This window comes from Pseudomonas frederiksbergensis, assembly GCF_001952935.1.
Lineage (GTDB): Bacteria > Pseudomonadota > Gammaproteobacteria > Pseudomonadales > Pseudomonadaceae > Aquipseudomonas > Aquipseudomonas frederiksbergensis.
Map to the genome: position 1 here is coordinate 4,636,270 of NZ_CP018319.1, position 16,962 is coordinate 4,653,231.

A 16,962-nucleotide genomic window follows, 5' to 3' on the forward strand; every position below is an offset into this window, starting at 1 on the left:
ACTTTTAACTTGCTGATTTTTATCAGTATTTATTTGAGTCGCCAGAATGATTACGTCACCTGTTGTCCGGGTTTCCGAACGCGTCGAGCGTTTGCGTTCGGCTCTCCGAAAAGGACTACGACCTCTGTAGAGGAAATCACCTTGCAAGATTGCGAATCAGTGCTAAAGAAACCCGCGCTTCGGTCGATGCTCCTTTAAAGGATCTTTCTACTCAGGAGTTCACATGTCGTTATCCATTGGTATCTCAAACGCTGCAGGCGTCACCATTGGTGGTAAGTCCGCCGCTACGATCCGAGCGTTGAACGACGCCACCGCAGAGGCTGCCGATAATACGCTGGGCACAAAAGAAGGCGACGGCAATCAAGTCAAGACTGGCCCTTTGGGGTTGGATAAAAGCGCGGACGCGAAGGCCGACACCCCGGACGAGAGCAACCAGAGTGTGGCTGTGAAAGTCCTGCTCAAACGTATGCAAGAGCTACAGCAGCAGCTGCGCGAACAACAGCAACAATTAGCCGCAGCGCAGGCGGCGTCTTATCCGACACCGGAAGCCAAGGCCACTGTGGTCATGGCATTTCAAGGACAGATTGCCGACACCAATGGTGCGTTGCTGGAAGTGTCCGCGGCCCTGGTCAAGGAGCTGGCCAAGGGTTCCAGCACCGGAACGGTGGTCAACACCACGGCATGACTTGAATGCCCGGCTTTTGCCAGCCAGTTCAAATAAATGGTCCTTTCTGCTCGTTGACAAATGTCGGCAGGGTTCGCATAGTTCGGTCTCGCAAACGTTTGCGCGGTGCTCGCGGTGGTTATCCATCTGTTGGCGCAATGAAGCCTACGCCAGCGCAAGCGTTGCTCACAATAATCATAAGATCGGAGTGAACCCATGAAGCTGCCATTCGCTGGACGTCTTCTCGCTGTCGCTATGCTGGCTGCCGCATCTGTCGCGTTACCCGTCTCTTCGGCCTTCGCCGAGACGCCTGAAAAACCCAAAGTCGCGCTGGTCATGAAATCCCTGGCCAATGAATTCTTCCTGACCATGGAAGACGGCGCCAAGGCCTATCAGAAAGAACACTCCGGCGAATTCGAGCTGATCTCCAACGGCATCAAAGACGAAACCGACACGGCAGGCCAGACACGCATCGTCGAGCAAATGATTCTGGCCAAGGTCAATGCGCTGGTCATCGCGCCGGCTGACTCCAAGGCCATGGTTCCGGTGATCAAGAAAGCCATCGATGCCGGTATCACCGTGATCAACATCGACAACCAGCTGGACCCGGATGTAGTCAAAAGCAAAAAACTCACCGTACCGTTCGTAGGCCCGGATAACCGCAAAGGCGCGCGCCTGGTGGGCGAGTACCTGGCCAAGCAACTGAAGGCCGGAGACGAAGTCGGCATCATCGAAGGGGTTTCAACCACCACCAACGCACAGCAAAGAACCGCAGGCTTCAAGGATGCGATGGAAGCGGCGCAGATCAAGGTCGTCTCTTTGCAGTCTGGTGACTGGGAAATCGACAAAGGCAACAAGGTGGCTGCCTCAATCCTCAGCGAATACCCGCAAGTCAAAGCCCTGTTGGCCGGCAACGACAGCATGGCTGTCGGCGCAGTATCCGCCGTGCGCGCAGCGGGCAAGGCCGGCAAGGTGCAAGTGGTTGGTTACGACAACATCAATGCCATCAAGCCAATGCTCAAGGATGGCCGCGTCCTGGCCACCGCTGACCAGTTCGCAGCCAGGCAAGCCGTGTTCGGCATCGAGACTGCGCTGAAGATCATCAAAGGTGAAAAAGTCGACAGCGGCACCAATGGCGTGATCGAAACTCCGGTAGAGCTGGTTACCAAGTAGTCCTTCTGGCGACACAACGGTGCTCGCCCGTCGGGGCGAGCGCATGGAGAGTTTTTATGTCAGTTTCCGCCCCGAACGCTGTCCTCTCGGTCAGCGGTATCGGTAAGACCTACGCCCAACCGGTCCTGACCGGCATTGACCTGACGCTGATGCGCGGTGAAGTGCTGGCGCTGACCGGCGAAAACGGCGCCGGGAAAAGCACGCTGTCGAAGATCATCGGCGGGCTGGTCATACCGACCACCGGCCACATGCAATTCCAGGGGCAGGATTACCGCCCCGCAAGCCGCACTCAGGCCGAAGACCTCGGCATCCGCATGGTGATGCAAGAGCTCAATCTGTTGCCGACCCTGTCGGTGGCGGAAAACCTGTTTCTCGACAACCTTCCGAGCAATGGCGGCTGGATCAGTCGCAAGCAATTGCGCAAGGCAGCGATCGAAGCCATGGCCCAGGTCGGCCTCGACGCGATTGACCCGGACACGCTGGTGGGCGAATTGGGCATCGGTCACCAGCAAATGGTGGAGATCGCCCGCAATCTGATCGGCGATTGCCACGTGCTGATCCTCGACGAACCGACCGCGATGTTGACCAACCGTGAAGTCGAGATGCTGTTCGAGCAGATCACCCGCCTGCAAGCTCGCGGCGTGTCGATCATCTATATCTCGCACCGTCTCGAAGAACTGGCGCGGGTCGCCCAGCGTATTGCGGTACTGCGCGATGGCAACCTGGTTTGCGTCGAGCCGATGGCCAATTACAACAGCGAGCAACTGGTAACGCTGATGGTCGGTCGTGAACTCGGCGAACACATCGATATGGGCCCGCGCAAGATCGGCGCTCCAGCCTTGACGGTCAAAGGGCTGACCCGTTCCGACAAGGTTCGCGATGTGTCCTTCGAGGTGCGCGCCGGCGAGATCTACGGGATTTCCGGCTTGATCGGGGCAGGACGCACTGAGTTGCTGCGCTTGATCTTCGGTGCCGATAAAGCGGACAGCGGCACGGTTGCACTCGGTTCGCCAGCACAGGTTGTCAGTATCCGGTCGCCGGCTGACGCGGTCGCTCATGGCATCGCCTTGATCACCGAAGACCGCAAGGGCGAAGGCCTGCTGCTGACCCAGTCGATCAGCTCGAATATTGCCTTGGGCAATATGCCGGTGATTTCCAGCGCTGGCATCGTCAACAAGGGTGACGAGATGGCGCTGGCCCAGCGTCAGATCGACGCCATGCGCATCCGCAGTTCCAGCCCGACGCAACTGGTGTCGGAACTGTCCGGCGGCAACCAGCAGAAAGTCGTAATCGGCCGGTGGCTTGAGCGTGATTGCTCGGTGATGCTGTTCGACGAGCCCACGCGTGGCATCGACGTCGGCGCCAAGTTTGACATTTACGCCTTGCTCGGTGAGCTGACCCGTCAAGGCAAAGCGCTGGTGGTGGTGTCCAGCGACCTGCGTGAGCTGATGTTGATCTGCGACCGCATCGGCGTGCTCTCGGCGGGACGTCTGATCGACACCTTCGAGCGTGACAGCTGGACCCAGGATGATTTGCTTGCCGCCGCGTTCGCCGGCTACCAAAAACGTGATGCGTTGCTCAACGAAGCAGCGCCTAGGGATCTCACATGAATACTGCAGTGACTGCCGGCAAACGTAGTGGCAACTTTTATGGCCTCGGTACCTATCTGGGACTGGCCGGTGCCTTGCTGGCAATGGTTGCGCTGTTCTCGGTTCTGAGCAGCCATTTCCTGTCCTACGACACGTTCAGCACCCTGGCCAACCAGATTCCGGACTTGATGGTGCTGGCGGTCGGCATGACGTTCGTGTTGATCATCGGCGGCATCGACCTGTCGGTGGGTTCGGTGCTTGCGCTCGCGGCGTCAACGGTCAGCGTGGCGATTCTCGGTTGGGGTTGGAGCGTGCTGCCTGCGGCGCTGCTCGGAATGGCGGCTGCAGCGCTGGCCGGGACCATCACCGGTTCGATCACTGTGGCGTGGCGGATTCCGTCGTTCATCGTGTCACTCGGCGTGCTGGAAATGGCCCGCGGTGTGGCGTATCAGATGACCGGGTCGCGCACGGCCTACATCGGCGACGCCTTCGCCTGGTTGTCCAACCCGATCGCCTTCGGCATCTCGCCGTCGTTCATCATTGCCTTGCTGATCATCTTCATTGCCCAGGCAGTGCTGACGCGTACCGTGTTCGGCCGCTACCTGATCGGCATCGGCACCAACGAAGAGGCGGTGCGTCTGGCAGGGATCAATCCGAAGCCCTACAAGATTCTGGTATTCAGTCTGATGGGGCTGCTGGCCGGTATTGCCGCGCTGTTTCAGATTTCCCGTCTGGAAGCTGCGGATCCGAATGCCGGCTCCGGGCTGGAGCTGCAAGTGATCGCCGCAGTCGTAATCGGCGGTACCAGCCTGATGGGCGGTCGCGGTTCGGTCATCAGTACGTTCTTCGGGGTTCTGATCATCTCCGTATTAGCGGCCGGTCTTGCGCAGATCGGCGCGACTGAACCCACCAAACGCATCATCACCGGCGCAGTGATCGTGGTGGCGGTGGTGCTTGATACTTATCGCAGTCAGCGCGCAAGCCGGCGGACCTGAGTCATGGCAACAATCAAGGATGTGGCAGCGCTCGCGGGGATTTCCTACACCACGGTTTCCCACGTGGTGAACAAGACCCGGCCGGTGAGCGAAGAGGTGCGGGTCAAGGTTGAGGCCGCGATCAAAACCCTCGACTACGTGCCCAGCGCCGTGGCCCGGTCCCTCAAGGCCAAAACCACGGCGACCATCGGACTGCTGGTGCCCAACAGCCTCAACCCGTACTTCGCCGAACTGGCGCGCGGCATCGAGGATTACTGCGAGCGTAATGGCTACTGCGTAATTCTCTGTAACTCCGATGACAACCCGGACAAGCAACGCAGCTACCTGCGCGTGCTGCTGGAAAAGCGCATCGACGGGCTGATTGTCGCTTCGGCTGGCGGTGACGCGGGGCTGGCGGAGGGCCTGGCAGGCGTGCGCACGCCGATGGTGATCGTCGACCGTGGACTGGAAGGTGTGAATGCCGACATGGTGCGGATCGATCACGAATATGGCGCCTATCTGGCAACCCGCCACCTTCTGGAATTGGGGCACCGGGACATCGCAACCATTGGTGGCCCGGCGAGTACCAGTGTGGCGCAGATGCGTCTGGCCGGTTATTGCCGTGCCCTGAAAGAGGCAGGTGTCGAAGTAGCCCGCGAGCGCATGCTGGAAAGCGACTTCACCAGTACTGGCGGTTACAACGCCGCCGCGATCCTGCTGGAAAACAACCCGCCCAGTGCAATCTTTGCCGGTAACGACATGATCGGTATTGGTGTGCTGCGAGCGGCTGCCGAGCGCAATATTCGCGTTCCGACGGAACTGTCGGTGATCGGCTTCGACGATATTCAGATGAGCCGTTATGTGTACCCGGCGCTGACCACCGTGGGGCAGTCGATCCTGCAACTCGGCGAGATGGCGGCCGAAGTGCTTTTAAGAAGAATCGCCACGCCGGACATGGCCACCGATCAACGGATCGTGACGCCCAGTATTGTCCTGCGGGAGTCGACAGCACCGCTGGCCGGCGTGTTCGCCCAGTTCCGTTGAAATAGAAAGCCGCTAAATCAAAAGCACCGCTGAAACAGAATTGATGAGTAGTGACGTATGCCAGCAAAAGTAGTGGTTATAGGCAGCCTGAACATGGACCTGGTCACCCGGGCGCCGCGGCTGCCCCGTGGCGGTGAAACGCTGATCGGCGAGTCGTTTGCCACGGTTTCCGGTGGCAAGGGCGCGAATCAAGCAGTTGCCGCGGCGAGGCTGGGGGCGCAGGTGTCGATGGTTGGTTGCGTGGGCAGCGATGCCTACGGCGAACAATTGCGCGGGGCGCTGTTGGCTGAGCAGATCGATTGCCAAGCGGTCAGCACCGTCGACGATTCCAGTGGCGTAGCGTTGATCGTGGTCGATGACAACAGCCAGAACGCAATCGTGATCGTTGCCGGTGCCAACGGTGCGTTGACTGCAGAGGTAATTGATCGTTTCGACGCCGTGTTGCAGGCGGCGGACGTGATCATCTGCCAGCTGGAAGTCCCGGATGCCACGGTCGGTCATGCGCTCAAGCGCGGCCGTGAGTTGGGCAAGACCGTGATCCTCAATCCGGCACCGGCCAGCCGTCCGCTGCCGGCGGACTGGTACGCGTCCATCGATTACCTGATTCCCAACGAAAGCGAGGCCGCGGCACTGAGTGGTGTGCCAGTGGATTCCCTGGCATCTGCCGAAACCGCTGCATCCCGGCTGATCTCGTTGGGCGCCGGTAAGGTCATCATCACCCTCGGTGCTCAAGGTTCGCTGTTTGCCAACGGCAAAGGCTTCGAGCACTTCCCTGCGCCGAAGGTGAAAGCTGTCGATACCACGGCGGCTGGCGACACCTTCGTCGGTGGTTTCGCCGCCGCGCTGGCGGCCGGCAAAAGCGAAGCCGACGCGATCCGTTTCGGCCAGGTCGCCGCGGCGCTGTCGGTGACCCGTGCTGGCGCGCAACCCTCGATTCCCACTTTGTCCGACGTACAGGCCTTTAACGCACCATGAAAAAGACACCTTTGCTCAACGTCGCGTTATCGCGGCTGATCGCCTCCCTGGGCCATGGCGACATAGTAGTGATTGGCGACGCGGGTCTACCGGTGCCGCCAGGCGTTGAGCTGATCGACCTGGCCCTGACCCACGGTATCCCGGACTTCGTCAGTACGTTGAAGGTTGTGCTCAGCGAAATGCAGGTCGAGAGCCATGTATTGGCCCAGGAGATTCTGGACAAAAAGCCTTCGGCATTGGCGACGCTCGATGAGCTGAATGCCGAAGGTGCGCTGGGTCGGCGTGAGTTGCTCAGTCATGACCAGTTCAAAGTCCTCAGCCGACAGGCACGGGCGATTGTTCGTACGGGCGAATGTCAGCCGTACTGCAACATCGTGCTGGTGGCAGGGGTTACGTTCTAACTCGCTGTTGTCTTTCTGTTGTCCCACGCACAAGGAGTGCGCCATGTACCGCTATGCTCAGAAACTGCACCACCTGCTCCGGAGTTTGCTGCTTTTGTCACTGATTACCGCAACAAGCGCCCAAGCGGCGGAAAAGATCGATTTGATCATCGACACCGACCCGGGTGCCGATGACGTGGTTGCCTTGCTGTTTGCGCTGGCATCGCCGCAAGAGCTGAACATTCGTGCGCTGACCACCGTCGCCGGCAATGTGCGTCTGGACAAGACTTCGCGTAATGCGCGACTGGCCCGCGAGTGGGCGGGGCGCGAGGAGGTGCCGGTCTACGCGGGCGCTCCGAAGCCGCTGATGCGCACGCCGATCTATGCCGAAAATATCCATGGCAAGGAAGGACTTTCGGGGATCACCGTACATGAGCCGAAAAAAGGCCTGGCCCAAGGCAATGCGGTCAACTACCTGATCGACACCTTGAAAGCCGCCAAGCCCCACAGCATCACTATCGCCATGCTCGGTCCGCAGACCAACCTGGCTCTGGCGCTGATCCAGGAGCCTGAGATTGTTCAGGGCATCAAGGAAGTGGTGATCATGGGCGGGGCGCACTTCAATGGTGGCAACATTACTCCGGTGGCTGAGTTCAACCTGTTCGCCGACCCGCAGGCTGCGGAAGTGGTGCTGAAAAGCGGAGTGAAGCTGACCTACCTGCCGCTGGATGTGACCCACAAGATCCTCACCAGTGACGCGCGTCTTAAGCAGATCGCGGCCATCAACAACAATGCCAGCAAGCTGGTGGGCGATATTCTCAATGAATACGTCAAAGGCGACATGGAGCACTACGGCATTCCGGGTGGCCCGGTGCATGACGCGACGGTCATCGCTTACTTGCTCAAGCCTGAGTTGTTCACCGGTCGCTCGGTCAATGTGGTGGTAGATAGTCGCGAAGGCCCGACGTTCGGCCAAACCATCGTTGACTGGTATGACGGCCTGAAATCCCCGAAAAACGCTTTCTGGGTAGAAAGTGGCGACGCCCAGGGCTTCTTTGACCTGCTGACCGAGCGTCTGGCTCGTCTGAAGTAAGCCATAGACCCGCAGGTGCCAGCCTGCGGGTTTTACCGTCACTCGCTATCTATCAGGCCAATAAAGTCGGCAGGGTACTTCTCGAATACCTGTGCGATGAATATCTGGGCGGCTTGGGTTCCCAGTTCCTTGACCAATAGATCGATACCAATGATCGCCAACTCTTCCGGGCTGCCCGGGCTGTAAGAGCTGTGGCCCTGGGGCCACTTGGCTTTGATGTTGGCGTCGATGCTTACGGTGGTCATGATGGCGCTCGTGAAGTCGGGAAAGTCTGAGTGTCGAGTAAACCATTTTGGACGGCTTTTGACACTCCGACTTAGGCATGAGGGAAGGGCTATGCGACACTTGGTCTTTGACGATTTTTCAAGGACTGTGCTGTGCAGATCGATTTGAACACTCCTGACGGCTTGACCCTTGAGGCGGTGCGTCAGCTGCTGGCCTCTGCCAGCGACGATGAGCACACTCAATTACGAGTCACCAAGGGCGGCATCGCCTACATTTCGTCAGGCGTTGTGGGCGGTGCTGATATCGGCGGGCTGTTGTTTCGTCTGGAGACGTGGGCAAAGGGTTCCGGTTATGTAGGATTGGTCGCGGCCAGTGACGAGGTATGGGTCATGCAGATTTTCAACGCGCTGAAAGAGAACTGGCCGATTCCGCCGTTTGACTACATTGACGTCTATTGAGCGCTGTTCATATTCAGTCACGATTGAGTGGTAAACGGCAGGGCAATGCTCAGGCAAACTCGCCGCGTGTCCCAATAGAGGGCAGGGTGCTAGTACTCTCCGTGAAACAAAACGCCAGATTGGCGGTCGCACGATCTCAGCTTAACTATTGAAAAAGGAGGCTTCATGCCTTGGAAGCTCGCGTCATTGGGTACTTTGTTCGCCGTTGCCATGCTGGCCGGTTGCAGCACTACCTCCACCGAGTCGACAACAGACCCTGTCACCACGACTGACACGGGCCACAGCCGTTGTGAGGCAAAGGCTGCCGAATTCACCATTGGCAAAAAGGCTTCGCCTGAACTGCTGGAGCAGGCACGCACTCGCGCAGGTGCGCAAAATGCACGGTTCCTCTTGCCCACCGACATGGTGACCCTGGAGTACCGCTCCGATCGTCTTAACCTGAACACCGATGCCAGCCGGGTTGTGACCCGAGTCAACTGTGGCTGATCATTTCGGGCTTTTGTTTCGCCCATAAAAAACCCCGTCACATGGACGGGGTTTTTTTAGTGCGCCAGAAACTTACTCTGGGCGAACTTGTGCAGCTTGCATACCCTTTTGGCCTTTCTCAGCCACGAAGGAAACGGTTTGGCCTTCTTTCAGGCTTTTGAAACCGTCGCTTTCGATAGCTTTGAAGTGTACGAACAGGTCGTCACCGCCACCTTGAGGAGTGATGAAGCCGAAGCCTTTTTCATCGTTGAACCATTTAACGGTGCCGGTTTGGCGATTAGACATGGTGTATCTCCAAGAAACATATATTTTCAGTAGTGCTGTGCTGCTCAGGCCAACTGGGCACACCGGGGTATCATAGTCGAAATGTTCGCTTTGGGAGCCCCCGGACGTGCTGTTTGCCCAGCAGTCGCGTTCCGTTTGCTGCTTGATGTAGCTGAAAGCCCCGTTTTACAAGGCTTTCAGCCGAAAGTAAAGACGATAAAAAAACCTGTAAAACCTGCATAAATTGTACGAAAAATCGGTTTTCAGAGGCTTTTTACAGTCGTTGCAGGCGAAAAAAGCGCTCTGTCGGGCTTATTTTTTCGCTTTGTTTTCGGCTTTACACGACGAGATTTGGGTCAATGCTTTTTGTTTCAGGGCATCACTGGCGGTGTTGTCCATCAGGGATTGGATGTCTTTGGCAGGGTACGATTTGATGGCGTCGGCGCCGCAAGCGCAGTGAGACTTCGCTGCTGCAGCTCCGATCTGTGGCGTAGCTGCTTCTGTGCACTGAGCCATGTATTTCTCGCGTTCGCCCTTCGGCCAATCGGCATGGGCGGCCAGTGGCAGCAGCAAAACGATAGGGGCGACTACTGCGAATAAACGTTTCAGATGCATGCTGGGATGCTCCTTGTGGGTCAATGTCTTGTTATCTGAGGGGTAAAACAGGGTTCTAGTTCAGCACTCTGGCATAAAATTACCCGATTTGCCCCTAGACAAAGCCTCGGTGCATCGACGACCGTTCATCTGTGCTAGCATGCCTGGCTCGGGCGTTTGCAGGCTCCGGATGGCCTTCATTCCCGGTAGCGGCAAATGTGCGAATAACCCTGATTTGAATCCCAGTCACTCTGGTTCGGTTTTCCGGTTGGCCGCAAGGCTCCTGCCGCTGTAAGGCAGGCGTTCGTCATTGAATGGCCTGGATCGGATCTTGTACTGGCTCATCCCAACCCACGTGACCTTTGGTAGGGGTCACCACTAGGAGAGGAGGCGCCATGCCAACTATTACTCTTCCCGACGGCAGTCAACGTTCATTCGATCACCCGGTATCCGTAGCCGAGGTCGCCGCATCCATTGGTGCAGGCCTAGCCAAAGCCACCGTGGCCGGCAAGGTCGATGGCAAGCTGGTCGACGCCAGCGACATCATCGGCAGCGACGCTACGCTGCAAATCATTACGCCAAAGGATGAAGAGGGGCTGGAGATCATTCGCCACTCTTGCGCCCACCTGGTTGGCCATGCGGTCAAGCAGTTGTACCCGACGGCCAAGATGGTCATCGGTCCGGTCATTGACGAAGGCTTCTATTACGACATCGCCTTCGAACGTCCTTTCACTCCGGACGACCTGGCCGCCATCGAACAGCGCATGCAGCAGCTGATCGAAAAAGATTACGACGTGATCAAGAAAGTCACTCCGCGTGCCGAAGTGATCGAAGTATTCAAGGCCCGTGGCGAAGACTACAAACTGCGCCTGGTCGAAGACATGCCGAACGAACAGGCCATGGGCCTGTACTATCACGAAGAATACGTCGACATGTGCCGCGGCCCGCACGTGCCGAACACGCGCTTCCTGAAATCCTTCAAGCTGACCAAGTTGTCCGGCGCTTACTGGCGTGGCGATGCCAAGAACGAGCAATTGCAGCGCGTTTACGGCACGGCGTGGGCAGACAAAAAGCAGCTGGCGGCTTACATCCAGCGCATCGAAGAAGCCGAGAAGCGCGATCACCGCAAGATCGGCAAGCGTCTGGGCCTGTTTCACACCCAGGAAGAGTCGCCGGGCATGGTGTTCTGGCACCCGAACGGCTGGACTCTGTACCAGGTGCTCGAGCAATACATGCGCAAGGTTCAGCGCGACAACGGTTACCTGGAGATCAAAACTCCGCAGGTCGTTGATCGCAGCCTGTGGGAGAAGTCCGGGCACTGGGCCAACTACGCCGACAACATGTTCACCACGCAGTCGGAAAACCGCGACTACGCCATCAAGCCGATGAACTGCCCTTGCCACGTGCAAGTGTTCAACCAGGGCCTGAAAAGCTACCGTGAGTTGCCAATGCGCTTGGCGGAATTCGGTGCTTGCCATCGTAATGAGCCATCGGGTGCACTGCACGGCATCATGCGTGTGCGCGCGTTCACTCAGGACGACGCCCACATCTTCTGCACTGAAGAGCAGATGCAGGCTGAATCCGCTGCGTTCATCAAACTGACCATGGACGTCTATGCCGACTTCGGCTTCAAAGACGTCGAGATGAAGCTGTCCACTCGTCCGGAAAAACGCGTCGGTTCCGACGAATTGTGGGATCGCGCCGAAGCGGCCCTGGCTGCAGCCCTTGATAGTGCTGGCCTGCCGTACGATCTGCAGCCGGGCGAGGGTGCGTTCTACGGTCCGAAGATCGAATTTTCGCTGAAAGATTGCCTCGGTCGCGTCTGGCAGTGTGGTACCCTTCAGCTCGATTTTAACCTGCCTGTCCGTCTGGGAGCCGAATACGTCTCTGAAGACAACAGTCGCAAGCACCCGGTTATGTTGCACCGGGCGATCCTTGGCTCCTTCGAACGTTTCGTCGGAATCCTGATCGAGCACTACGAGGGTGCATTCCCTGCGTGGCTGGCTCCGACCCAGGCAGTGATCATGAATATCACTGATAAACAGGCTGATTTCGCCGCTGAGGTTGAAAAAACTCTCAACGAAAGCGGATTTCGTGCCAAGTCTGACTTGAGAAATGAAAAGATCGGCTTTAAAATCCGCGAGCATACTTTGCTCAAGGTTCCTTATCTCTTGGTTATCGGAGATCGGGAAGTCGAGATGCAGACTGTCGCTGTGCGTACTCGTGAAGGTGCTGACCTGGGCTCGATGCCCGTCGCCCAGTTCGCCGAGTTCCTCGCTCAAGCGGTTTCCCGGCGTGGTCGCCCAGATTCGGAGTAATTACTATTAAGCGTGAAATGAGACAAGATAAACGAGCTGCACCGAAGGCCCCGATCAACGAGAATATCTCGGCACGCGAGGTTCGGTTAATTGGGGCTGAAGGTGAACAGCTTGGGATTGTGTCAATTGAAGACGCGCTTCTTAAGGCTGAAGAGGCCAAACTGGATCTGGTGGAAATTTCCGCCGATGCAGTACCCCCTGTTTGCAAACTGATGGACTACGGCAAATCGATCTTCGAAAAGAAGAAGCAGATTGCCGCGGCCAAGAAAAACCAGAAGCAGATTCAGGTTAAAGAAATCAAGTTTCGTCCAGGGACGGAGGAAGGGGATTACCAGGTAAAACTGCGCAACCTGGTACGTTTCCTGAGTGATGGGGACAGGGCCAAGGTATCCTTGCGATTCCGCGGCCGTGAGATGGCCCACCAGGAGCTGGGGATGGAACTCCTCAAGCGAGTTGAAGGTGACTTGCTCGAGTACGGTTCGGTCGAACAGCATCCTAAGATGGAAGGACGCCAACTGATCATGGTCATCGCCCCGAAAAAGAAGAAGTAATCAATAGGGCACGGCAGGCCTTCTGATTATGTTTATCAACTGAATGCGGAGTATCCGAACATGCCAAAAATGAAAACTAAAAGTGGTGCTGCTAAGCGGTTTCTGAAAACTGCTAACGGTATCAAGCACAAGCACGCTTTCAAGAGCCACATCCTGACTAAAATGTCGACCAAGCGTAAGCGTCAACTGCGCGGTAGCAGCTTGCTGGCACCGTGTGACGTGGCAAAAGTCGAGCGCATGCTGCGCCTTCGTTAATTTAGTCAAGAATAGAGGAAGTAACTCATGGCTCGTGTAAAGCGTGGCGTCATTGCCCGTAAACGTCACAAAAAAATTCTGAAACTTGCTAAAGGCTACTACGGTGCTCGCTCGCGCGTATTCCGTGTTGCCAAGCAAGCGGTAATCAAGGCAGGCCAATACGCCTACCGTGACCGTCGTCAGAAAAAACGTCAGTTCCGCGCTCTGTGGATCGCTCGTATCAACGCTGGTGCACGTATCAACGGTCTGTCCTACAGCCGTTTCATTGCCGGCCTGAAAAAAGCGTCCATCGAGATCGACCGTAAGGTTCTGGCTGATCTGGCAGTGAACGAAAAAGCGGCGTTTGCTGCGATTGTCGAGAAAGCTAAAGCCACCTTGGCTTAAGTACCCCCGACAGTCACCCGGCCTCATCTCTGTGGGGTCAGGTGTTAAACGTCATAAATAGGGGAAGAGCCTTCAAGCTCTTCCCCTATTTTGTATCTGGAGTCTGTACATGGAAAACCTGGATGCGCTCGTCTCTCAAGCACTAGAGGCTGTGCAAAGCGCTGAAGATATCAATGCCCTGGAGCAAATCCGGGTTCACTACCTTGGCAAAAAGGGTGAATTGACTCAGGTGATGAAGACCCTGGGGAATTTGCCGGCAGAAGAGCGTCCGCAAGTCGGTGCGCTGATCAACGTCGCCAAGGAGCGTGTCACAGAGGTTCTCAATGCGCGCAAGGCACTGTTTGAAGAGGCCGACCTGGCCGCCAAACTGTCCGCCGAGTCCATTGACGTGACCCTGCCTGGTCGTGGCCAGACCTCGGGTGGTCTGCATCCGGTCACACGCACTCTGGAACGAATCGAGCAGTTCTTCACCCATATCGGCTACGGCATTGCCGAAGGCCCTGAGGTCGAAGACGACTATCACAACTTCGAAGCACTCAACATCCCAGGCCATCACCCGGCCCGGTCGATGCATGACACCTTCTATTTCAATGCCAACATGTTGCTGCGCACCCACACCTCGCCGGTACAGGTCCGCACCATGGAATCGAAACAGCCGCCGATCCGCATCGTCTGTCCAGGCCGTGTGTACCGCAGCGACTCCGATATCACCCACTCCCCGATGTTCCACCAGGTCGAAGGCCTGCTGGTCGACCGTGATATCAACTTCGCTGACTTGAAAGGCACCATCGAAGAGTTCCTGCGCGTGTTCTTTGAAAAAGAACTGGCCGTGCGTTTCCGCCCTTCGTACTTCCCGTTCACAGAGCCATCCGCCGAAGTCGACATGGAATGCGTGATGTGCAGCGGTAAAGGCTGCCGTGTCTGCAAGCAGACTGGCTGGCTGGAAGTCATGGGCTGCGGCATGGTTCACCCAAATGTGCTGCGCATGTCCGGAATCGACCCGGAAGAGTTCTCGGGCTTTGCCTTCGGCATGGGTGTTGAGCGTCTGGCCATGCTGCGTTACGGCGTGAACGACTTGCGTCTGTTCTTCGACAACGACTTGCGGTTCCTCGCGCAATTTCGCTAGTCGTAACGAATTCTTAGGAGAGCAGGATGAAATTCAGTGAACAATGGCTGCGTGGCTGGGTAAGCCCGCAGGTAAGTCGTGACGAGCTGGTTGCTCGTCTGTCGATGGCCGGTCTTGAGGTCGATAGCGTTACGCCGGCCGCTGGCGAATTTACCGGTGTGGTGGTGGGCGAGGTGCTGAGCACTGAGCAACACCCGGACGCCGACAAGCTGCGTGTTTGCCAGGTCAGCAATGGCTCGGAGACCTTCCAGGTCGTTTGCGGAGCGCCGAACGTGCGTCCGGGCCTGAAGATTCCGTTCGCCATGATCGGTGCCGAGCTGCCAGGCGATTTCAAGATCAAGAAAGCCAAGCTGCGGGGCGTTGAGTCCAATGGCATGCTGTGCTCGCAAGCCGAGCTGCAAGTCGGCGAAGGCAACGATGGCCTGATGGAATTGCCAGCCGATGCGCCAGTCGGTCAGGACATTCGTGAATACCTGGGCCTGGACGACGCCAGCATTGAGGTCGACCTGACCCCGAACCGCGGCGACTGTCTGTCCTTGGCCGGTCTGGCCCGTGAAGTCGGCGCGCTGTACGCCGCTGAAGTCACCCGCCCGGTGGTTGCTGTAGTGCCGGCCGTGCACGACGAAGTGCGTTCGATCGAAGTGCTGGCGCCAGCCGCTTGCCCGCGTTACCTGGGTCGTGTGATCCGTAACGTTGACTTGTCCAAACCAACGCCGCTATGGATGGTCGAGCGTCTGCGTCGTGGTGACGTGCGCAGCATTGATGCTGCCGTCGACATTACCAACTACGTGATGCTGGAACTGGGTCAACCACTGCATGCCTTTGATCTCGCCGAAATCAATGGCGGCATCCGCGTGCGCATGGCTGAAGAAGGCGAGAAGCTGGTACTGCTCGACGGCCAGGAAGTCAGTCTGCGTAGCGATACGCTGGTGATTGCCGACCATACCCGCGCCTTGGCCATCGCCGGCGTCATGGGTGGCGAGCACAGCGGCGTCAACACCGCGAGCACTCGCGATGTGTTCTTGGAAAGCGCGTTTTTCGATCAGATCGCTGTCGCTGGCAAGGCCCGTTCCTACGGGTTGCACACCGATGCCTCGCACCGCTACGAGCGTGGCGTGGATTGGCAACTGGCCCGTGAAGCCATGGAGCGTGCCACTGGCTTGCTTCTGGAAATCACTGGCGGCGAAGCTGGCCCGATCATCGAAACCGTCAGCGAGCAGCACCTGCCGTCGATTGCGCCAGTTATCCTGCGTGCGCAACGCATTACTCAGATGCTGGGTATGGAAATGGATTCGGCTGAAGTCGAGCGACTGCTCAGCGGCTTGGGTCTGAAGATTTCTGCCGATGGAGCAGGGCAGTGGCGCGTAGAAGTGCCAAGCCATCGCTTCGACATCAGCCTGGAAGTCGATTTGATCGAGGAACTCGCCCGTCTGTACGGTTACAACCGTCTGCCGGTTCGCTACCCGCAAGCTCGTCTGGCGCCGCAGGCCAAGGCTGAGGCGCGGAGCGATCTGCCTGAGCTGCGTCGTCTGCTGGTAGCCCGAGGCTACCAGGAAGCGATTACCTACAGCTTCATCGATCCAAAACAGTTTGATCTGTTTAATCCAGGTGTCGAACCGCTGTTGTTGGCCAACCCTATTTCGAACGACATGGCCGCCATGCGCTCGTCCTTGTGGCCAGGCCTGGTCAAGGCGCTTCAGCACAACCTGAACCGTCAACAGGATCGCGTGCGTCTGTTCGAAAGCGGCCTGCGTTTCGTCGGTCAGCTGGAAGGCCTGAAGCAAGAGCCAATGCTGGCAGGTGTTGTTTGCGGTAGTCGTTTGCCGGAAGGTTGGGCACAAGGTCGCGATGTAGTGGACTTCTTCGACGTCAAAGCCGATGTGGAAGCGGTGCTGGGCTTTGCCGGGGCGCTGGATTCATTCACTTTCGTACCGGGTAAACACCCTGCGTTGCACCCGGGTCAAACCGCTCGCATTGAGCGAGAAGGTCGCTTGGTCGGTTTTGTCGGCGCTATCCATCCCGAATTGTCGAAAACACTCGGCCTCGACCGTCCAGTCTTCGTCTTCGAGCTCGTTCTGGCGGAAGTGGCATTGGGTAAAATGCCTAAATTCCAGGAGTTATCGCGCTTTCCTGAAGTGCGTCGTGATCTTGCACTGATTGCCGAAAAAGACGTCGCAGCCAATGCAGTACTGGACGTAATCCGTGAAAATGCAGGGGAATGGCTGACGGACCTCAGGCTATTTGACGTATATCAGGGTAAAGGCATTGATCCTGATAGAAAAAGCCTTGCAGTCGGCTTGACCTGGCAGCATCCATCGCGCACTCTTAATGACGATGAGGTGAATACCACGACGCAAAACATCCTCACCTCGCTCGAACAAAGGTTGAACGCCACGTTAAGGAAGTGAC

Annotated in this window: 19 protein-coding genes; 16 read left to right on the forward strand and 3 right to left on the reverse strand. The window is 57.4% G+C overall.

The genetic code is table 11. The features are described from left to right. Nucleotides 1-223 precede the first annotated feature (223 nt). From PFAS1_RS21570 to PFAS1_RS21605, 8 genes are all read left to right on the forward strand, one after another. Nucleotides 224-685: a hypothetical protein gene (locus tag PFAS1_RS21570; RefSeq protein ID WP_076030443.1), complete on the forward strand. Its 462-nt coding sequence runs from the start codon at nt 224-226 to the stop codon at nt 683-685. Between the two features lie 195 nt (nt 686-880). Continuing rightward, nucleotides 881-1,837, forward strand: a complete 957-nt coding sequence (locus PFAS1_RS21575; protein ID WP_076030444.1) for a sugar ABC transporter substrate-binding protein — start codon at nt 881-883, stop codon at nt 1,835-1,837. A gap of 56 nt (nt 1,838-1,893) precedes the next feature. Beyond that, nucleotides 1,894-3,447: a sugar ABC transporter ATP-binding protein gene (locus tag PFAS1_RS21580; RefSeq protein WP_076030445.1), complete on the forward strand. Its 1,554-nt coding sequence runs from the start codon at nt 1,894-1,896 to the stop codon at nt 3,445-3,447. Further along, nucleotides 3,444-4,421 carry an ABC transporter permease gene (locus tag PFAS1_RS21585; RefSeq protein WP_008145645.1) on the forward strand — a complete coding sequence of 326 codons (978 nt, stop codon included), beginning with the start codon at nt 3,444-3,446 and terminating at the stop codon, nt 4,419-4,421. Before PFAS1_RS21580 ends, PFAS1_RS21585 begins: the two co-directional genes overlap by 4 nt. Nucleotides 4,422-4,424: 3 nt before the next feature. After that, nucleotides 4,425-5,444: a LacI family DNA-binding transcriptional regulator gene (locus tag PFAS1_RS21590; RefSeq protein ID WP_076030446.1), complete on the forward strand. Its 1,020-nt coding sequence runs from the start codon at nt 4,425-4,427 to the stop codon at nt 5,442-5,444. 57 nt (nt 5,445-5,501) lie between these two features. Then, entirely contained in the window at nt 5,502-6,419 is a 918-nt protein-coding gene (gene rbsK / locus PFAS1_RS21595) for a ribokinase (RefSeq protein WP_076030447.1), read from the forward strand. Beyond that, the gene (gene rbsD, locus PFAS1_RS21600; RefSeq protein WP_076030448.1) at nt 6,416-6,820 is read left to right on the forward strand and encodes a D-ribose pyranase; all 405 of its coding nucleotides are present in this window, start codon (nt 6,416-6,418) and stop codon (nt 6,818-6,820) included. The genes rbsK and rbsD overlap by 4 nt, the downstream gene beginning before the upstream one ends. Before the next feature lie 43 nt (nt 6,821-6,863). Then, nucleotides 6,864-7,892 carry a nucleoside hydrolase gene (locus PFAS1_RS21605; RefSeq protein WP_076030449.1) on the forward strand — a complete coding sequence of 343 codons (1,029 nt, stop codon included), beginning with the start codon at nt 6,864-6,866 and terminating at the stop codon, nt 7,890-7,892. A 38-nt stretch (nt 7,893-7,930) separates the two neighbouring features. Here PFAS1_RS21605 and PFAS1_RS21610 read toward each other — a convergent pair whose 3' ends face one another. After that, nucleotides 7,931-8,137 (reverse strand): hypothetical protein, encoded by a 207-nt coding sequence (locus tag PFAS1_RS21610; protein ID WP_076030450.1) that lies wholly within the window; start codon nt 8,135-8,137, stop codon nt 7,931-7,933. Between the two features lie 132 nt (nt 8,138-8,269). Here PFAS1_RS21610 and PFAS1_RS21615 point away from each other — a divergent pair, with 132 nt between their 5' ends. Further along, complete coding sequence (locus tag PFAS1_RS21615) at nt 8,270-8,575, forward strand: hypothetical protein (RefSeq protein WP_076030451.1); 306 nt, start codon at nt 8,270-8,272, stop codon at nt 8,573-8,575. 165 nt (nt 8,576-8,740) lie between these two features. Next, the gene (locus PFAS1_RS21620; protein WP_074875314.1) at nt 8,741-9,061 is read left to right on the forward strand and encodes an I78 family peptidase inhibitor; all 321 of its coding nucleotides are present in this window, start codon (nt 8,741-8,743) and stop codon (nt 9,059-9,061) included. Nucleotides 9,062-9,133: 72 nt separating this feature from the next. Here PFAS1_RS21620 and PFAS1_RS21625 read toward each other — a convergent pair whose 3' ends face one another. After that, nucleotides 9,134-9,346 carry a cold-shock protein gene (locus PFAS1_RS21625; RefSeq protein ID WP_003179963.1) on the reverse strand — a complete coding sequence of 71 codons (213 nt, stop codon included), beginning with the start codon at nt 9,344-9,346 and terminating at the stop codon, nt 9,134-9,136. A 291-nt stretch (nt 9,347-9,637) separates the two neighbouring features. Next, a complete protein-coding gene (locus PFAS1_RS21630; RefSeq protein WP_074875316.1) occupies nt 9,638-9,940 on the reverse strand; it encodes a hypothetical protein in 303 nt (100 codons plus the stop codon). Between the two features lie 374 nt (nt 9,941-10,314). Here PFAS1_RS21630 and thrS point away from each other — a divergent pair, with 374 nt between their 5' ends. The 6 genes from thrS (at nt 10,315) to pheT (ending at nt 16,961) form a co-directional block, all read left to right on the forward strand. Continuing rightward, nucleotides 10,315-12,237, forward strand: coding sequence for a threonine--tRNA ligase (gene thrS / locus PFAS1_RS21635; RefSeq protein ID WP_008145656.1), 1,923 nt, complete (start codon nt 10,315-10,317; stop codon nt 12,235-12,237). Then, nucleotides 12,237-12,788, forward strand: coding sequence for a translation initiation factor IF-3 (infC, locus tag PFAS1_RS21640; RefSeq protein WP_169857083.1), 552 nt, complete (start codon nt 12,237-12,239; stop codon nt 12,786-12,788). Before thrS ends, infC begins: the two co-directional genes overlap by 1 nt. A 60-nt stretch (nt 12,789-12,848) precedes the next feature. Then, the gene (gene rpmI, locus PFAS1_RS21645) at nt 12,849-13,043 is read left to right on the forward strand and encodes a 50S ribosomal protein L35 (RefSeq protein WP_008145659.1); all 195 of its coding nucleotides are present in this window, start codon (nt 12,849-12,851) and stop codon (nt 13,041-13,043) included. 27 nt (nt 13,044-13,070) lie between these two features. Beyond that, nucleotides 13,071-13,427: a 50S ribosomal protein L20 gene (gene rplT, locus PFAS1_RS21650; protein WP_007905879.1), complete on the forward strand. Its 357-nt coding sequence runs from the start codon at nt 13,071-13,073 to the stop codon at nt 13,425-13,427. 109 nt (nt 13,428-13,536) lie between these two features. Beyond that, nucleotides 13,537-14,553: a phenylalanine--tRNA ligase subunit alpha gene (pheS, locus tag PFAS1_RS21655; protein WP_007905876.1), complete on the forward strand. Its 1,017-nt coding sequence runs from the start codon at nt 13,537-13,539 to the stop codon at nt 14,551-14,553. A gap of 26 nt (nt 14,554-14,579) precedes the next feature. Then, nucleotides 14,580-16,961, forward strand: a complete 2,382-nt coding sequence (pheT, locus tag PFAS1_RS21660; RefSeq protein WP_076030452.1) for a phenylalanine--tRNA ligase subunit beta — start codon at nt 14,580-14,582, stop codon at nt 16,959-16,961. Nucleotide 16,962: the final 1 nt, after the last annotated feature.